The sequence below is a fragment of the Paenibacillus sp. MAH-35 genome (assembly GCF_058135425.1).
Map to the genome: position 1 here is coordinate 85,546 of NZ_JBYUPU010000005.1, position 16,185 is coordinate 101,730.

Annotated in this window: 16 protein-coding genes; 8 read left to right on the top strand and 8 right to left on the bottom strand. The window is 54.3% G+C overall.

The genetic code is table 11. The annotated features are described in order from the left end of the window. Window positions 1–23 precede the first annotated feature (23 nt). Window positions 24–1,409 carry a TraB/GumN family protein gene (locus tag AC3Y2E_RS06905; RefSeq protein WP_379208525.1) on the top strand — a complete coding sequence of 462 codons (1,386 nt, stop codon included), beginning with the start codon at window positions 24–26 and terminating at the stop codon, window positions 1,407–1,409. A 361-nt stretch (window positions 1,410–1,770) separates the two neighbouring features. On the opposite strand, the gene AC3Y2E_RS06910 is transcribed toward AC3Y2E_RS06905, so the two are convergent. The 4 genes from AC3Y2E_RS06910 to AC3Y2E_RS06925 all read right to left on the bottom strand — a co-directional run bounded on the left by AC3Y2E_RS06910 (window position 1,771) and on the right by AC3Y2E_RS06925 (window position 6,083). Further along, a complete protein-coding gene (locus tag AC3Y2E_RS06910) occupies window positions 1,771–2,667 on the bottom strand; it encodes a cupin domain-containing protein (RefSeq protein ID WP_379208527.1) in 897 nt (298 codons plus the stop codon). Window positions 2,668–2,764: 97 nt separating this feature from the next. Continuing rightward, entirely contained in the window at window positions 2,765–3,940 is a 1,176-nt protein-coding gene (locus tag AC3Y2E_RS06915) for an oxalate decarboxylase family bicupin (protein ID WP_379208529.1), read from the bottom strand. Between the two features lie 89 nt (window positions 3,941–4,029). Next, window positions 4,030–5,400 (bottom strand): sensor histidine kinase, encoded by a 1,371-nt coding sequence (locus AC3Y2E_RS06920; RefSeq protein WP_379208532.1) that lies wholly within the window; start codon window positions 5,398–5,400, stop codon window positions 4,030–4,032. Then, a complete protein-coding gene (locus tag AC3Y2E_RS06925; protein WP_379208923.1) occupies window positions 5,397–6,083 on the bottom strand; it encodes a response regulator in 687 nt (228 codons plus the stop codon). Before AC3Y2E_RS06925 ends, AC3Y2E_RS06920 begins: the two co-directional genes overlap by 4 nt. Window positions 6,084–6,354: 271 nt before the next feature. Here AC3Y2E_RS06925 and AC3Y2E_RS06930 point away from each other — a divergent pair, with 271 nt between their 5' ends. Together AC3Y2E_RS06930 and AC3Y2E_RS06935 are read left to right on the top strand one after the other, a co-directional pair. Continuing rightward, complete coding sequence (locus AC3Y2E_RS06930; protein WP_332070376.1) at window positions 6,355–6,567, top strand: DUF5957 family protein; 213 nt, start codon at window positions 6,355–6,357, stop codon at window positions 6,565–6,567. Then, on the top strand, window positions 6,557–6,955 hold the full coding sequence (locus AC3Y2E_RS06935) for a DUF6220 domain-containing protein (protein ID WP_379208535.1): 399 nt from the start codon (window positions 6,557–6,559) through the stop codon (window positions 6,953–6,955). The genes AC3Y2E_RS06930 and AC3Y2E_RS06935 overlap by 11 nt, the downstream gene beginning before the upstream one ends. Before the next feature lie 65 nt (window positions 6,956–7,020). On the opposite strand, the gene AC3Y2E_RS06940 is transcribed toward AC3Y2E_RS06935, so the two are convergent. Next, window positions 7,021–7,872, bottom strand: a complete 852-nt coding sequence (locus tag AC3Y2E_RS06940; protein WP_379208537.1) for a DeoR/GlpR family DNA-binding transcription regulator — start codon at window positions 7,870–7,872, stop codon at window positions 7,021–7,023. Between the two features lie 160 nt (window positions 7,873–8,032). Here AC3Y2E_RS06940 and AC3Y2E_RS06945 point away from each other — a divergent pair, with 160 nt between their 5' ends. The 5 genes from AC3Y2E_RS06945 (at window position 8,033) to phnX (ending at window position 13,532) form a co-directional block, all read left to right on the top strand. Then, window positions 8,033–8,785 carry an ABC transporter ATP-binding protein gene (locus tag AC3Y2E_RS06945; RefSeq protein ID WP_379208539.1) on the top strand — a complete coding sequence of 251 codons (753 nt, stop codon included), beginning with the start codon at window positions 8,033–8,035 and terminating at the stop codon, window positions 8,783–8,785. After that, on the top strand, window positions 8,778–10,397 hold the full coding sequence (locus AC3Y2E_RS06950) for an ABC transporter permease subunit (RefSeq protein WP_379208541.1): 1,620 nt from the start codon (window positions 8,778–8,780) through the stop codon (window positions 10,395–10,397). Before AC3Y2E_RS06945 ends, AC3Y2E_RS06950 begins: the two co-directional genes overlap by 8 nt. A 14-nt stretch (window positions 10,398–10,411) precedes the next feature. Further along, entirely contained in the window at window positions 10,412–11,404 is a 993-nt protein-coding gene (locus tag AC3Y2E_RS06955; protein ID WP_379208543.1) for an extracellular solute-binding protein, read from the top strand. A gap of 209 nt (window positions 11,405–11,613) precedes the next feature. After that, window positions 11,614–12,708: a 2-aminoethylphosphonate--pyruvate transaminase gene (gene phnW / locus AC3Y2E_RS06960; RefSeq protein ID WP_379208545.1), complete on the top strand. Its 1,095-nt coding sequence runs from the start codon at window positions 11,614–11,616 to the stop codon at window positions 12,706–12,708. Window positions 12,709–12,713: 5 nt separating this feature from the next. Further along, window positions 12,714–13,532 carry a phosphonoacetaldehyde hydrolase gene (gene phnX / locus AC3Y2E_RS06965; RefSeq protein ID WP_379208925.1) on the top strand — a complete coding sequence of 273 codons (819 nt, stop codon included), beginning with the start codon at window positions 12,714–12,716 and terminating at the stop codon, window positions 13,530–13,532. Window positions 13,533–13,672: 140 nt separating this feature from the next. Here the strand turns inward: phnX and AC3Y2E_RS06970 are convergent, their stop codons facing one another. The 3 genes from AC3Y2E_RS06970 to AC3Y2E_RS06980 form a co-directional block, all read right to left on the bottom strand. After that, window positions 13,673–14,191: a DinB family protein gene (locus AC3Y2E_RS06970; RefSeq protein ID WP_379208548.1), complete on the bottom strand. Its 519-nt coding sequence runs from the start codon at window positions 14,189–14,191 to the stop codon at window positions 13,673–13,675. 736 nt (window positions 14,192–14,927) lie between these two features. Beyond that, window positions 14,928–15,209 carry a hypothetical protein gene (locus AC3Y2E_RS06975; RefSeq protein WP_379208550.1) on the bottom strand — a complete coding sequence of 94 codons (282 nt, stop codon included), beginning with the start codon at window positions 15,207–15,209 and terminating at the stop codon, window positions 14,928–14,930. Window positions 15,210–15,232: 23 nt separating this feature from the next. Next, window positions 15,233–15,865 carry a hypothetical protein gene (locus AC3Y2E_RS06980; protein WP_379208552.1) on the bottom strand — a complete coding sequence of 211 codons (633 nt, stop codon included), beginning with the start codon at window positions 15,863–15,865 and terminating at the stop codon, window positions 15,233–15,235. Between the last annotated feature and the right edge of the window lie 320 nt (window positions 15,866–16,185).

Below are 16,185 nucleotides of genomic sequence, written 5' to 3' on the forward strand. Positions count from 1 at the left end.
ATTCTCTAGGAGGCACGCGATTCATGAAAGGAAATCTTTGGAGCAAGTGGAGCCGCATGGCGGCGACCGGTTTGCTGGGAGTTACTGTTATGCTGGGGAGCACCGCTCTCACCGTGAAAGCGGAGCAGCCGGCCGTCCCGACGCCGTCGATTAGCGCCTGGTCCATTCCTACCCTTAACGATGGAGAGAAATACGGGATTTACCCGCTGAATTGGTACTATGACGGGTCGTTTCAACAACCGATCGACGCCGCCAAGTTTAAACAGCTGATCGAAGCTACAGCGGCCAAGCTGGATCAGATCGGCCTTAAGAAAACAGCCGCCCCGCTCTCTCTATCGATCGATTCGTCAACGATTACTAGAGACACGGTGACCCGCTCGATCTACGGGCTGTTGACACGTTACGAGCTGCCGGCCGCCTTCGGAACCGGTGACGCCGATCCGATCGCCTACTTGCAGAAGAACGGCATCGTACAAGGCACGGGCGAAGGACTTGAGCTCGATCAGCCGTGTACGGTCGAACAAGCGGTCGTGCTGGCCACCCGGTTGGTGCAGTTCAGTTACGATACGGCCGAAGAAGGCGCGAAAGGCGTGTTCTGGAAAGTAACGAACGACAAAAACACCTTATATCTGCTGGGCTCGGTCCACCTCGGCATCCCGGAGATGTATCCGCTCGAGAAAAAAATCAGGGACGCGTTCGATGCGTCGGACGACCTGTGGGTGGAAGCCGATACGCTGACGGGAGACATGAGTGTTTTCACCAATCAAATGATGTACGATGACGGTACGACGATCAAGGATCACGTCTCGAAAGAAACGTACGAAAAGCTGCAGCAAGTATTGAAAAAGATCGGCATTCCGGAGCAAGCGTTCGACGGGTTCAAGCCTTTCGCCGTCAGCACCAATCTGTCGACATTTACCTTGTTCGAAAAGCTTGAGCAAGCCGAAGCGGCAGCGGCCAGCGGCATCGATCATTATTTCCTCGTTAAAGCGCTGTTGTCGAATAAACCGATCTACGAACTGGAAAGCATCCAATTCCAGGCGGATGTGTTCGCCTCGCTGACTCCCGAAGCTCAGGAGAAAGACTTGAACACGTTGCTTGATACTTTGCTTGTTGATGGCGGCAAAGAATCGGCCGCTTCCTTCAAGCAATTGCAGCTGGATTGGGCGGACGGCGATGCGAAAGCCGTTGCGGACGGACTGATCCGCGGCGGATTGATGGAAGGCGAGCTGAACAAGAAACTGATCGGCGAACGCGACAAAAATATGGCTAAAAAACTCGCTGAACTGCTGGAGCAAGACGGAGAACGGACTTCCTTCGTTGTCGTCGGTTCCGCTCACTATGTGGTGAAAGATATGGTGATCGACCAGTTGAAAGCAAAAGGGTACGACGTGCAGCCGGTTCAATAACCGGAACGCGTACGATATGGCCGGGGTGCTGGCCACCTCACAAACCCGGGACAAGGACACTTTGCTCGAAAGTGCCTGCTCCCGGGTTTTTTGCTATATCGGAGCGATTTTACGTTTACTTCTCCCATGAGCCCGTCCGGCCTGCATGAAGCGCTTCGGCGGTCTTGCGAACAAAAGCCGCCGGTCGGCTGCTTTCGCAACGGAAACGGCGGCTGTTGGCCCAGCCCGGGCCTATTGATGATAAGCCTTCCAAACGAAAGCTTTTACGCGATGAATGACCTTTGCGGAAGAGGGAGCTTTTCTTGCGAGCAGAAACTTTCAGCTCGATTTTTCGAAGCAACGCTCCCAATTTCCGGCATAACTACAAATAGGCGCCGCCGTTGCCGATCATCGGTCTCCGGCGCGACGGCGGAACCGGCGATTTCCCGCGAGTATCGAAATAGTCCGGGCGGGGAGAGGACGTCCACTCCAAAACAGCCTGCTCCTGCCCAGGCCGTTCTTGCCAGGATTGGTCCTGCATCGCTTGCAACTGCGCTTCCTGTTCCTGGACTGCCTGCTCCTGCCAAGCCTTCAACTGCGAGGCATGCTCCTGTATCGCTTGCTCTTGCATAGCTTTCAGCTGTTGCGCCTGCTCCTTCGCGGCTTGCAGTTGCAAGGTAAGCTCCTTCAGAGCTTCCTCCACATCTTCCCCCTCCTCTCCTTCCTGCTCCGCTCTCGTGTTTGTCTTGCAGCTGTTCGGCGGTCCGATGAACACCGTATCGGTGATCGGTGCGAACGTCTCCTTGACCTTGGCGGCGTCGAGGCAGTACGCTTGCGCGAATACTTCAGGCGGCGTCAATCGCAGCAGGTCGGAGCCTCCGATAAATTCCGGAATCGGCGCGTCGAATATGGCGATCAGGTGCGTATCGTCTTCCATGGCGATCTCGTAATGCCACCATCCTTGCGGCACATTGGCGACCTGGCCCGGCTTGATCGGGAAGTTCATCAGTTTTTTGGTGTACGGGTTAACGATCGACACGACCGCCGCCCCCGTCACGCAGTATACCAATTCCGAAGCATTCTGGTGGATATGAGGCTCGACGACATTGCCCGCGCTGAGGTATATATCCAGCATAGAGGTGTTGCCGAGCGTGTTCAGCTGATTAATGGAAAGGACATTAATATAATTCTGGTTATTTTTCTTGAAAAACAAGCTGGTGTTCACGTCAAACGAAAACTGGGTGGACGGTGACGTATAGTCCATATAAGAGATTGACACGGTATTCCCTGCCCTTCGTTCATAATAGGCTGAAGCCCTATGGGATACCATATGTATCCGCCCATAAGAACGTACGCCTATTTTGGCACGGGACCGGTTATTTCGGATAGTAGGTGTAGCCGGGATACGTGACGACCGGCCACTTTTCCTTGCGCAATGCGTCGGTAACCTGCTGACCGACGTGAAGATTATCCTGCACGAGCGCCGTGGGGGTGAGCGCCATCCACTGGTTTAAGGAGACGTCGGCGAACCGGTCGCTTTTGAACATTTCCAGAAACCACAACGTTTGAGTGCCGGTGTTCTGAACGTAATGACCGTATGCAAATGGCACGTAACCGACATCCCCGGCTCTGACGTCGAACGTCCGGGCCGCCCCGTTGCCGGCGAACACCGTCATCCGGCCTTGGCCCGTCAAGTAATACTGCCACTCGTCGTTATTCGGATGCCAGTGCAGCTCCCTCATCGCACCGGGCTTAATCTCGACCAGCGCGGCGGCGATCGTCTTGGAGACCGGGAAGTTGGAGGAATCCGCGATCCGCACGCTTCCGCCGGGCGTAAGGATCGGCTTCTGGGCAAGCAGCCGATGCGTAAAGCCCGGCTGGACGGTCCCGTACGGGGATTCGGCCTGCTGGCTCTCGAGAGGACCGGGAACCCCGGATTGAAAAATATAGACCTGCTGACCGGGAATCGCGTCGAACGCGCTTGCCGGAACGCCGAAGTTGGCGGACAGCACGTCCTTCGGCGTATGGGCGAACCAGTCCGAGATGGACAATGTATTCAAGTCGGAGAACGAACCGTCGTCGAAAACGAGCAGAAACTCGCATCCTTCGGCCAAGCCTTGAATGGAATGAGGCAGCCCGGCCGGAAAATACCACAGATCGCCCGGACCCAGGTCCGCGATAAAGTTGCGCCCGTTCGCGTCCATCGCCGTCACCCTTGCGCCGCCCCAAATCATATAGGCCCATTCCGCCTGCTGATGCCAATGCAGCTCGCGCACGCCTCCCGGCGTCAGACTCATATTCACTCCCGCCAGCGTGGTGGCGACCGGCAGGTCGCGCACCGTAATTTCCCGGGACCATCCGCCGTGATTCAGCTGCATATGGGTGTCGGAGAACGACATTCTCAGGTTCGGCAGCAAGCCCGAGTCGGTCACCGGCGGTACGAGCATATCCGGGTTTTCGATATCTCTCATCACATCGCGCGGGCCGAGATCCGGCCCTCCCGCCCCATCCTCCCGAATCGGCTGGGGCACTTCAAGCTTTGGATCTTTCATCCAGTCCGAATTCCTCCTCCCGACAAAATGACACCTGACCGTAAGCCGTCTACTTCTATTTATGAGCGTCTGCTTGGATCATATGCCGTTCACAAAGGAGGTATCTTGCCGAAATCGAAAGGCAGCGTAACGATAAAAGCCGAACCGGCCCCCAAACTGCTCTGGGCGCGGATCTCGCCCCGGTGGGCAAGCACGAATTCCTTCGCGATCGCAAGCCCGAGACCCGTTCCCCCGCTGTTGCGGCTGCGGGCTTCGTCCGTCCGGTAAAACCGGTCGAACAGATGCGGCAGATGCTCGGGCCCGATGCCCGGACCGTTATCCCGGACCTCGACGGTCAGCACGGGTTCGTCCGCTTGATTCCGCTGCTCCTGCAGCAGGACGTCGACCGATCCGCCGGAAGGCGTATAATGGATGGCGTTCACAAGCAAGTTCAGAAACACTTGCGAGATCCGGTTCGGATCGGCGGTCAGACGGGTGCGAACCGCTTTGTTGACGAACCTGATCTCGATCCCTTTCTCCTCGGCTCCCGGCAGCAGACGATCGACCGTTCTCTCCAGAACATCCCGCATATCCGTTTCCTTGAATTCGTACGACAGCTTGCCCGCTTCCGCCTGCGACAGCTCGTGAAGGTCGCCGACAAGCCGGGTTAAGCGGATCAGCTCATCCTGCAGCGGCAGCAGCCGCTCCGGATCGATAAGCCCGCCCCCCTGCTGCAAATAGTCCAGCTTCCCTTGCAGAATCGTAAGCGGCGTCCGCAGCTCATGCGCCACATCCGCAACCAGACACCGCCGCAGCTCCTCCGTTCGTTTCAACTGCATCGACATGCTGTTAAAAGCAGACGCCACCTTGCCGTACTCGTCCCGGGACGCGATCTGCACCTGATCGCCGAAGTTCCCCGCCCCCACCCGGTCGATCGCCGGAATCAGTTGCCGGAGAGGAGCCGTAATCCGTCTGGATACCCAGTAAGCGACCAGGAGGGCGAAGGGCAGAAACAGGAACACCGAGGCGGCGAGCAGGAACGATACGGAGCTTGGGATACCGATCCGCAATTTGGAATATACCGCGATTTCCGGATCGTAATAAACCAGATAACCGGCCGGTTCTCCGCCGCTTCGCAGCTCGCGCTTCAAACCGAGGTTGCGGATCAGCTTCTCGGACGCCTCCCCTTTATGAGCGGCTACCGTCCGATCCGCAGACAGCAGCAAATAGCTGTAGGCCGGCTCCCCTTCCCCCGTCTTGAATTCGGGCTCGTACTGCCGGGCGCCCTCCCAGGAACGACCGTTCGTTTCGTAGTAGGCGACGAGCTCCCGGGACAGGCTGTCGACTTGCTCGCCCTTCGCCATGTCCGCCATAGCTCCCATCGACTCCTTGACGACCAGTTGCGTGATGAGGAAATAGACGAGACTCAACGCCAGGATGAACGACGCCATCGCCCAAAACATTTTCCGGTTTACGCTCAAGGCCGGTCACCGAACCGGTATCCGAAGCCGTACACCGTTTTGATATACACGGGCTGGGAAGGATCATCCTCGAGCTTTTTGCGGAGCCGGCTAATATGGGCGTCCGTCGTCCGTTCATCGTTCAGCATATCGTCGTCCATCGATGCCCTCAGCAGCTGGAGACGGCTGTATACGATGCCGGGTCTGGAAGCCAGCGTAACCAGCAATTTGAACTCCGTCGGGGTCAGCACGACTTCGGCGCCGCGTTTCCATACGCGGCATTCGGCTTCGGAGATCGTCAGGTCGCCGCGCTCCATCAGCTCGGGCAGCGTTCCGGCTCCCTCGATCCGCCTCAGGACGGAGCGAATACGCGCCACGAGCTCCCGCAAGGAGAACGGTTTGGTTATATAATCGTCTGCCCCCGCTTCCAGGCCGACCACTTTATCGATTTCCTCGACCCGGGCGGTCACCATAATGATGCCTATATTCCCGGTTTTGCGCAGCTCCCGGCAGACGTCGATTCCGCTTTTCTCCGGCATCATCCAGTCCAGTACGACGAGCGACGGCTTCCGTTCCCTGGCAAGCCGAAGCGCGTCAACCCCGTTAGAAGCGGTTACCGTCTGAAATCCTTCCTCCCGCAAAAAGGGCTCCATAAACTCGAGCACCTTCCTCTCATCGTCAACAAGCAGCAGCGTATGCGACATGTCCATCCCCTTTCCCGCCTTGCGGAATTCCCTTATCCCCCCCATTATAACCTTCGTCGCCGGCCCGTAGGCAACATTCACCGGTTCCGTAACGGATCGCAACAAGTTCGCAACAATTGCCGCAACACCGCTTCGCTTGGAGGAACAATTGCCGAACATTTCACGGAAAGCGCAATCGTTCGTCACAAGTTCACAACATTCGGCTGGTAGTATGATTCTCATAGAAACGCAGGGAAGGAACAAATCCATTACGGTTAAGGAGACATTCGGAATGAAACATAAACTGGCAGTTGTAGGAATGGCCGTGCTGGGCGGCATTGTCGGAGGGTTCGTGCTTTCTTCGTTTATCGGGGCCATCGGCTTCGTCGTGTTCGGGAAAGCGGTCGGGATCAAATATCTCCCGGTCATCCTGCCGATCGTGTGCGCGGCGGTTGCGGTCATCTACACAGGCAAAAAGAACGGAGGGCGCACCCATGGTCAATGAAGGGAAGCTCAGCAAGCGGGTCCGTTTGTTCAGGGGGGCGTTCGTCTTCTTGTCTTGGACGCTTGTCGCCTGCATCGTCGTTCAGACGTATATTGCCGGGATGGCGGTTTTTCAGGAGCCGAGCCGCTGGAGCATGCATGTAAGCTTTGTTCATATTTTTGAATTCATCCCGTTGCTGATGATCGCTTTCGCCTTTGCGGGCCGTATGCCCAAAGGCACGGGCTGGTTAAGCTTCGCCTTGTTCGCCCTGATCTACTGCCAGTATTTCACCGCCAACCTGCCGGCGGCAGGCGCGCTGCATCCGGTACTGGCGCTTGCGCTGATCGTCCTGTCGCTTGTCGTCGCGAGACGCTCGTCCCGGTATAGAGGCGGCGGCATAGTGCCGTAAAAAAAACGGACTTTCCCTTAAGCATCTTAGCTCGGGAAGGTCCGTTTTCCTATTGGTTTTACGCTTCAGCTATCCGCAATGACCAGGCTCGTCCGCAGCTTTTTGAACTTCTGAATAAGTCCGGCTTCCGCGCCCGGGTCCGTCACGATCGCATCGATCCGGTCAAGCGGCGCGATGACGATCGTGACGTCTTTGCCGAATTTCGTACTGTCGGCGGCAACATACACCTCGCTGGCCAGCTCGATTATTTTTTTGCGCGTGATCGCTTCCTCCAGGTTGTAATCCGAGATCCCTTTTTCAATCGTAATCCCGCTGCAGCATATAAAGGCTTTCCGAATATTCAGCTCGTGAAAATTAAACAGGTACTCGTACGCGATGACCGACCGTTCGTCCCGTCTTATTTTGCCGCCGATCATAACCATCTCGACTTCGCTGTTCATCAGCTCATTTACGACCGGGATCGAATTCGTGACGACCGTCAGCTTTTTCTTCTGCTTGATATACTTGGCGATTTGATAAGTAGTCGATCCGCTGTCCAAATAAATACAATCGCCATCGTTAATAAATTCGCTGCATTTGCGGGCGATTTTTTCTTTCTCCTCGAGATGCTTCACCAACCGCTCGTCCATGGACGACTCGCCGAACTTGGATTGCACGAGCTTGACGCCGCCGTAAATCTTTTCGATTTTGCCCTGGCTCGTCAGCAAATTCAGATCCCGGCGGAGCGTATCCACGGATACGTCCAGCTCATCCGTCAACTCGGGTATTTTGAGAACTTTTTTGACGCCTAACAGATCGAGAATTTTCTTTTGCCTTTCCAGCGGCAGCATACCCTCACCCATTTTCTTGACATCGGTACGGCTGTAACACAGCTTGTCCTCATCTTCCAGTGTACAGATTTCGGCACATTCAATCAATACATGTTCCTTATTCGCTCTTAAAATCAGGCAAATTTTAGATAAATTTATGCAACAGTTATTAATGATATATGCATAATTTACGTACATTTTACACAGAACTGGATCGGATTTAACAAAAGACTTATATACTGGCTCTGTACCCGAGGAGGTGAGCGGTTTGCTGAAGCTGCAGCATATAAGCAAACATTTTGACAATAAGGCGGTACTCGACGACATCCACGTAGAGATTGGCACAGGTGAGATCCTGTCGCTGCTCGGACCGAGCGGAAGCGGCAAAACGACGCTGCTTAACCTGATTTTGGGCTTAACGAAGCCTGATCGCGGAAGCCTGGAATTTAACGGAGTGGACATTACCCGCTTCCCTATGAAAAAGCGCGGGTTCAATATCGTATTTCAGGACTATGCGTTATTCCCGAACTTGAACGCTTACGACAACATCGTCTACGGCTTGCGCAACAAGAAAGGCATCGTAAGCGAGAAGGAGGTTCAAGACTATATCGATTTTCTGGAACTGCGGCCACATCTTCAAAAAAGGATCGGCGAGCTGTCCGGCGGGCAGAAGCAAAGAGTCGCTCTGGCGAGAACCCTTGTCACGAAACCGAATATCCTGCTGCTGGACGAACCGCTCAGCGCGTTAGACGGGGTGATTAAGGAATCGATCAAACGGCGGATCCAATCGGTGGCAAGGGAATTCAAGCTGACGACGATCATTGTCACGCACGATCCGGAAGAAGCATTAACGCTGTCGGACAAAATCTTGATTATTCACCAAGGGAAAGTGGCTCAATTCGGCACGCCGCAGCAAATCATTCATCAGCCGGCCAACGACTTCGTAAGTCAATTTATTATCGAGCAGTTGCATATTAAAAGACAAAATATTTTCAACTTGTTCGGTGAGCCGCATGACTAAAGTAAAACCGGAAATGCACATCCTGTTCGCCTTGATTTTGCTCGTATTTACGGTTTTCCTATTCCTGCCGCTCCTTATCCTGCTGATCCGCTCGCTAGACACCGGCCAAGGTTATACGTTCGGCAATTACGCGGCGGTCTGGAAGGAACGGGATTTGATCGGTACGGTCCTGAACAGTCTGAAAGTGTCGGCGGCTGCGGCGTCGATCACCACGGTTCTGGGATTTATACTGGCGTACGCCATCCATTGCACCCGGATCTTCCGCCCTATGAAGGGCGTGCTGAAAACCGTCATCGTCGCTCCGATGCTGCTGCCTACCATTACTTATGGATTTGCAATTATGTACTCGTTCGGCAATCAAGGCTTGATAACGAAACTCGCCGGGCGGAATCTGTTCGACATTTACGGCTTTAACGGACTGTTGATCGGTTATGTCGTCTATACGCTGCCTTCCGCGTTTCTGCTGCTTCACAATGCGTTCAAGTATATGGACAAAAAATTTATTATCGTTTCTCATCTGATGGGCGACAGAACGGTCAGAAGTTTCACGAACACGATCCTTCGTCCTATGGCGGGGACGCTCGGCGGCGCGTTTGTCCTATCTTTTATTTTAAGCTTCACGGATTTCGGAATTCCCGCCTCGGTGGGCGGCGCGTACAAAGTGGTCGCAGCGGAGCTGTACGAGGTGATGCTCGGCTCCATTCCCGATCTGAATCAGGGTGCGGTCATCGCCGTCCTGATGCTGGCTCCGGCCGTGTTCGGATTTTGGCTGCTGCATTACTTGGAGAAGCTTCATTTCCACTATGACAAACAAACCGGGATCGAGCTTCCCCGACATAAGCTGCGCGACGTTGGCTTCGGTATCGTATCCGCTGCCGTCGCTATGGGCATCGTGTCCGTCTTCGCCGTAATGTTCATCGCGCCGTGGCTGAGCCGTTATCCTTACGATCTTACGTTTACATTCAAACATGTAATCAGCGTATTTCAAACGGGCGATTTGACGAAGGTGTACGGACATTCGTTATGGGTCGCTCTGCTAACCTCCTTACTCGGGACGCTGATCGCTTACTGCGCGGCGCTTCTGAACGCGCGGACTTCGCTTAGAGCCAAACCTGTGACAGATATCGTCTCGATGATTACAAGCACGGTGCCCGGGATGGTGCTCGGCATCTCCTACCTGCTCCTTTTCAATGGAAGCAGTCTGAAAGGAACGTTCGCCATTCTCGTGTTTTGCAATATCGTTCATTTCTTTACGACGCCTTATCTGATGGCCAAAAACTCCTTATCCAAAATGAATCCGTCCTGGGAAACGACCGGCGAACTGCTGGGAGACAGCTGGCTTCAAACGGTGTACCGGGTCATCGTACCTAATTCGGTATCCACTGTGATCGAGATGTTCGGCTACTATTTCATCAATTCCATGGTGACGATCAGCGGGATTATTTTTCTGGTATCGGCCCAGACGGCCGTTGTCGCGAGCAAGATCAAGGAGCTCCAGCATTTTGCCAAGTTTAATGAAATTTTCGTGCTGTCCATGCTCATTTTCCTAACCAATCTGATCGTAAAACTGGTATGCGACTACGGGCAGAAACGTACGACTCTAAAACAATAAGGTGAGGGATATCCATGTTCAAATCGGTTCGAGTTTTGCTGCTGTCTTTTCTCGCTGTAAGTCTGGTTATTGTGCTGGCTGCCTGCAATAGCAGCGGATCGGCGGAAGCGAAGAAAGTCGTCATCTACACGAACGGCGACGAGGAAGCGGTGGCCGCCGTTGAAAAATCGCTGGCCGGCGCCGGATACAAAGGGAAATATGTGATTCAATCGCTGGGCACTTCCGAGCTTGGCGGGAAGCTGATCGCCGAAGGAAGCAAAATCGAAGCCGACCTCGTTACGATGAGCTCTTATTTTGTCGCCAGCGCACAAAGCAAACATTCGATGTTTAAAGAGCTGACGTTCCAAACAGGCGCCATCGATACGTACCCGGGTTATACGGCTCCGATCTTGGCGATCACCGGGTCGATCTTCGTCAACACGGAGGTGCTGAAGCAAAAAGGCTTGCCCCAGCCGAAGTCGATTCGAGACTTGACGAAGCCGGAATTCAAAAATCTTGTATCGATCCCGAACATTATGAACTCCTCCACCGGCTGGCTGCTCGTTCAAGCGATCCTTAACGAATACGGGGAGGCAGAGGGCAAGAAGGTGCTTCACGATCTCATCGCCAATGCCGGCCCGCATCTGGAAAGCTCGGGCTCCGGTCCGATCAAAAAGGTACAGGCCGGAGAAGTGGCCGCCGGTTTCGGACTGCGCCATCAGGCCGTCAAAGCGAAAGCGTCCGGGGCTCCGATCGATTTTGTGGATCCGACGGAAGGCAACTTCTCCTTGACGGAATCGATTGCGGTTGTCGACAAAAAAAGCGCAACGACAGAGCTGGCGATGAAAATGGCGGAAACGATTATCAAGGATGCGAGAAAAGAATTGATCGTTCATTATCCGGTCGCCTTGTATAACGGCGAGACGGTGGATGCGGTCAACAAGCCGGCGAAACCGTTGAAATTCGCAAAGCCATTAACGCTGGAGCTGCTGGAGGAACATCAGAAATTTTTCAATGCGGCGAAATAAACTTTAATTCAAATGCGAGTTCAAAAAGTCCGGTTTTCAGCACCGAGAAGATGGGATGAAGCTAGGAAATGAGGAGCGGAGCGTAGTGGAGCTTTTGTGAGCACCGGAAGTTCCGGCTGAATTCCATATTCGATGTCGAGCAGGCTTCCTGTTCTGCTTCGTGATCAAAAGTGGACTTTTTGAATAACCTCTTCAAGGAGCGAAACGAGATGAACAGCTACAAACTATTAACACCCGGCCCGCTGACGACGACAAGCTCCGTCAAGGAAGAAATGCTTGTGGACCGCTGCACATGGGACGATTCGTACAAATCGATTACGCAAAAGATTCGGTCTCAGCTGCTGGCGCTGGCTGGAACAGCCCCCGAGCAGTATACAGCCGTGCTGATGCAGGGAAGCGGCACGTTCGCCGTGGAAGCCGTCATGACGTCGGCTGTCTCCAGCACCGATAAAGTGCTGATCGTCACCAACGGGGCTTACGGCGAGCGGATCGTCGAGATGGCCCGGTATATCGGCCTGCCATATGCGGAATACCGCGTCGGCTATGACCAATATCCTGACGAGGCGGAGCTGGAGGCGATATTGGAAGAGGACCGGTTGATTACCCATCTGGCGATCGTTCACTGCGAGACGACGACCGGAATTTTGAATCCGCTTGAGAAAATTGCCGCCATTGCCAAGGCGTATAAGAAAACATTAATCGTCGACGCGATGAGCAGCTTCGGCGGAATCGAAATCGATGTGGCCGGCCTCGGGATCGATTATTTGATCAGCAGCGCGAACAAATGCATTCAAGGCGTTCCGGGATTCGGCTTCGTCATCGCGAAGCTGGACAAGCTGGCCGCCTGCCGGGGCGTAGCCCGCAGCTTGTCGCTCGATCTGTACGATCAGTGGAAAGGGATGGACAAGGACGGGAAATGGCGGTTCACCTCCCCTACCCATGTCGTAGCCGCTTTTTCAAAAGCGCTGGACGAGCTTGAAGCAGAAGGCGGCATCCCGGCCAGATACGAGCGTTACCGGCACAATAACGAATTACTGCGGGACGGGCTCGGGAAACTTGGCATTCATCCCTATATATCCAGTGAGAAGCAATCGCCGATCATCACTACGTTTTTGTACCCGGACGAAACGTTTCGCTTCGATGAATTTTACGGTTACGTCAAAGAAAGAGGGTACGTGATCTATCCTGGCAAGCTTACCGACGTCGATACATTCCGCATCGGCAATATCGGGGAAATATACGAGGAAGATATCGAACGGTTATGCAGCATTATCGAGCAATATCGGGGAGGAACGGGGCGATGAACAAAATGAACAAAATCGAAGCCATTATTCTGGATTGGGCTGGTACGGCGGTAGATTTCGGATGTTTCGCACCTGTCCATGTGTTTATCGATATATTCCGCCAAGCGGGCGTGGAAGTGACGATGGAGGAAGCGAGAGCGCCGATGGGCATGCTCAAGATCGACCACATCCGCACCATGCTGTCTATGCCGAGAGTGGCGGCGCTGTGGGAGGCGAAGTACAACAGACCTTTTAACGAGGGCGATGTCGAAGAGCTGTACGCGGTATTCGAGCCTGCACTGATGGCCTCTCTGTCCGAATATACGGACCCGATCCCCGGTGTCTTGGAGACGGTGGAAGCTTTGAGAGCAGACGGGCTGAAGATCGGCTCGACGACCGGTTATACGAGCTCGATGATGGAGGTTGTCGCTTCCAACGCCTGCGAGAAAGGATACCGGCCGGACCATATCGTCACTCCGGATGATACCGGATCGTTTGGGAGACCCTACCCTTATATGATTTTCAGAAATATGGAGCAGCTGAAGCTGTCCGCAGCCTGGAAGGTCGTCAAGGTTGGCGACACCGTCTCCGATATGAAAGAGGGCGTTAATGCCGGCGTCTGGACGGTCGGAGTAGCGGTCGGAAGCTCGGAGCTGGGACACAGCCTGGAATCGTTTCATCGGATGATGAAGCCGGACAAGCAAGCTGCAATTGCGAAAACGAAACAGAGGTTCCTGGAGCAAGGTGCGGACTTCGCGATCGACACGATGAGCGGGCTCCCTCTAGTCGTCGGCAAGATCAACGAGTTGCTGGCCCAGGGGAAAAGACCGGGCTGTAAGGTATAACGTCCCTGAAGGTGGGTAAAGACGCTACCCCAAAACCGCTGTGTAGCGGGATGGGAGCGTCTTTTCCTGCGGTATCCTGCCATAGATGTTGTTCCAAAGCAATAATGGCTTTTGGGGCAGCCTTCTTTTGCTTCGACAGCCTATCCCTGCAAATATATATCTTGGATTACATTCATATGGTGAATCTCGTGCCCGGTCAAAATGTACGCCCAAGCCCGTACGGTCGATTCGTTGCCGCTTACGATTCCTCTGCGGCCCCAAGCCTCTTCCGGCAGCCCCTTCAGCAAAGTGAGCGTCGCCCGGCGTACGGCCGTGTAATCCTCCACTAGCTCGGACAAGGAGCAAGCGTCGAAGGACGCTCCGCCCATCAGTACGTCCTGATCGTAACCGGCGAGCGGCGTCCGGTCCCCTCTGGCGATCCGAAGCAGCCGGTAGCTCATGATCCGTTCGTTATCGGTAATGTGACCGAGCACTTCCTTCAAACTCCACTTTCCCGGCGCATAGCGGTAATTAGCCCGTTCTTCCGAAACGGTCGACAAGACTTCGATCGTCTGCTTGTACGTCTCAGCCAAACATTCGCGGATGTCTCCATTTGGAACCAAGCTTACATACGTTTCAAAATAAGCGCTATACTCTTCGTTTGACGGCCGTTTAGTCATGCTGCAGCCCCTCCCCGACAGTTTTACCCAGTATACCATGCCGCGGGCCGGCGAGGAATGTTCCTTCTGGAGCCTGAAGCAAACCTTGTCTTTATTAAGGGCAATCAGGCACTCTACAAGAGCCGCTCCGCCTCCTGGACGGCGCACCGGCCCGGCTGCGCGATCACCTGCTCTTCCATCGGCGGATTGTGCAGGCCGAACCGGACTTACTGCGGAATACAGCGTTCGGTCAGAAGCCGCAAAATGGAAAGTCGCCCTGGGCCCGTTCCGGAAACAAAACCGCTACGCCGCTAGCCCGAACGGAAGAAACGCTTCCTTTATTACGGCAAGATGGCTCCATATGGCACGTTAGCGGAATATTAACTTCCGTTATTTCCGGGAACCGGGGTCTTTTTGCGCCTTTCGTGTGAAATAACGGAACAAATCGTTCCGCTAACTCGTCCCGTCGGCCATTTCCGATAGGTTAAAGGAAGTCGGACTTCCGCTGAGTGAGCTTGGAATAATGGAAGCGAGGGGATGACTGGGGATGACAGAGACTGTCGAACCGATCGAGCCGTGTGACATCGCAACATGAATCAACCTGATCTTCGGGTGGCGCGTAATAAAACGCCAGGAACCAGTCCGGACGGTTTTTGGTAGGCAAACCTGTGATAGCGCGTTGGAGGAAATGGGCACTCTTCGTTCCGGCAGTTCCGGCAGTCCGTTCACAGGCCCGGTACTAGGTAATGTCCCGCGACTACAACACGACAAACCTATAGGACAACCGGAGCGCTCTCCAACTGGCCGCTGACAATCCGATGAAAAGTACGCTGAATCCTAGGGCGACGGGCACGCTTAAATACCGGGGAACCTCAAACAGAACCATATTCATCTGAATATCTACGCCTACCGTCCGCAATATTCCCGCCACCATCGTAACTACAGCGCACAGTGCCAATCCGGCCGTTAGCACACCGAATACCGGAAAAGCAAATAACCCGACCAACCCTCTCAGCATCAGTTTTGGAATCGACCGCATCCGCATTCTCTCCTTTTTCTTTTTTATATTGAAATGTGCACCGTACGCTTTACAACGGAGCGGGGATCGACGACGAGCGTTTTCGAATAACGCACTTCGCCGATGGTACAGCCCGCGCCGATCTGAATCTCCTCTCCGGCAACGAGTTTCGCCTCCAGATGGCTGACCTCAATTCGCGGGCACTCCAGGCTGTCGCAAACCGCCTTTTTTCTACTGAACCGGAGCCAGTTCACGACGGACAGCCGGTCCGCTCGCAGGTCGATCGACCTCTCCGCGTAAATGCGCTTGATGGCCGCCGCCCCCTGCAGCTCGATCCGGACCTCTCCCGCCTTCAACGTCTCGCCGATCGTTACGATTCCCTTCGCATGAAACGTGTCCGCTTCCACCAATTCGTCCACCTGAAAGGAGCCTGCCGTATAGATGTGCTCCGCAATTACGGAGCGAAAATGCGCATGGCCGATATTCGACATCCGCCGGGCGCTGCAACGGCCTTTTACCCGGCACGAACCCGAGCTTTTGAAGCTGCCTGCGGCCAAATCCCCCTCGAACCGCCCATGACCGGCGATGTGTACGGTTTCCGCCTGAACGTCGTCCCGGTAGACGCCGGAGCCGTTAATCCGGATATCGTCTGCCGCTTCTCCGGTGGATTGCTTCATCGGGTACCTCCTCGATTAATTTGTTTTAACGTTTAAATGTTTTAGTAATTAAAATATATTACAATTAATATAATTCGAAACGACTCGATTGTCAAGAGCAGCAGCGAAACGAGTTCGACCGCGAAGCGTCAACCGGTTGGCATTCCAAGAAGACCGCCGGTTCAGGGGCAGGGGTTAGCAAGGTTAGCAAGGTTAGCAAGGTTAGCAAGGTTAGCAAGGTTAGCAAGGTTAGCAAGGTTAGCAAGGTTAGCAAGGTTAGCAAGGTTAGCAAGGTTAGCAAGGTTAGCAAGGTTAGCAAGGTTAGCAAGGTTAGCAAGGTT

What these genes read in the sequence shown, in the direction of transcription:
- AC3Y2E_RS06980 (WP_379208552.1), bottom strand. Translation starts at nt 15,865, where the DNA reads ATGAAGCAATCCACCGGAGAAGCGGCAGACGATATCCGGATTAACGGC.
- AC3Y2E_RS06955 (WP_379208543.1), top strand. Translation starts at nt 10,412, where the DNA reads ATGTTCAAATCGGTTCGAGTTTTGCTGCTGTCTTTTCTCGCTGTAAGT.
- AC3Y2E_RS06925 (WP_379208923.1), bottom strand. Translation starts at nt 6,083, where the DNA reads ATGTCGCATACGCTGCTGCTTGTTGACGATGAGAGGAAGGTGCTCGAG.
- AC3Y2E_RS06905 (WP_379208525.1), top strand. Translation starts at nt 24, where the DNA reads ATGAAAGGAAATCTTTGGAGCAAGTGGAGCCGCATGGCGGCGACCGGT.
- phnW (WP_379208545.1), top strand. Translation starts at nt 11,614, where the DNA reads ATGAACAGCTACAAACTATTAACACCCGGCCCGCTGACGACGACAAGC.
- AC3Y2E_RS06975 (WP_379208550.1), bottom strand. Translation starts at nt 15,209, where the DNA reads ATGCGGTCGATTCCAAAACTGATGCTGAGAGGGTTGGTCGGGTTATTT.
- AC3Y2E_RS06935 (WP_379208535.1), top strand. Translation starts at nt 6,557, where the DNA reads ATGGTCAATGAAGGGAAGCTCAGCAAGCGGGTCCGTTTGTTCAGGGGG.
- AC3Y2E_RS06970 (WP_379208548.1), bottom strand. Translation starts at nt 14,191, where the DNA reads ATGACTAAACGGCCGTCAAACGAAGAGTATAGCGCTTATTTTGAAACG.
- AC3Y2E_RS06915 (WP_379208529.1), bottom strand. Translation starts at nt 3,940, where the DNA reads ATGAAAGATCCAAAGCTTGAAGTGCCCCAGCCGATTCGGGAGGATGGG.
- phnX (WP_379208925.1), top strand. Translation starts at nt 12,714, where the DNA reads ATGAACAAAATCGAAGCCATTATTCTGGATTGGGCTGGTACGGCGGTA.
- AC3Y2E_RS06930 (WP_332070376.1), top strand. Translation starts at nt 6,355, where the DNA reads ATGAAACATAAACTGGCAGTTGTAGGAATGGCCGTGCTGGGCGGCATT.
- AC3Y2E_RS06950 (WP_379208541.1), top strand. Translation starts at nt 8,778, where the DNA reads ATGACTAAAGTAAAACCGGAAATGCACATCCTGTTCGCCTTGATTTTG.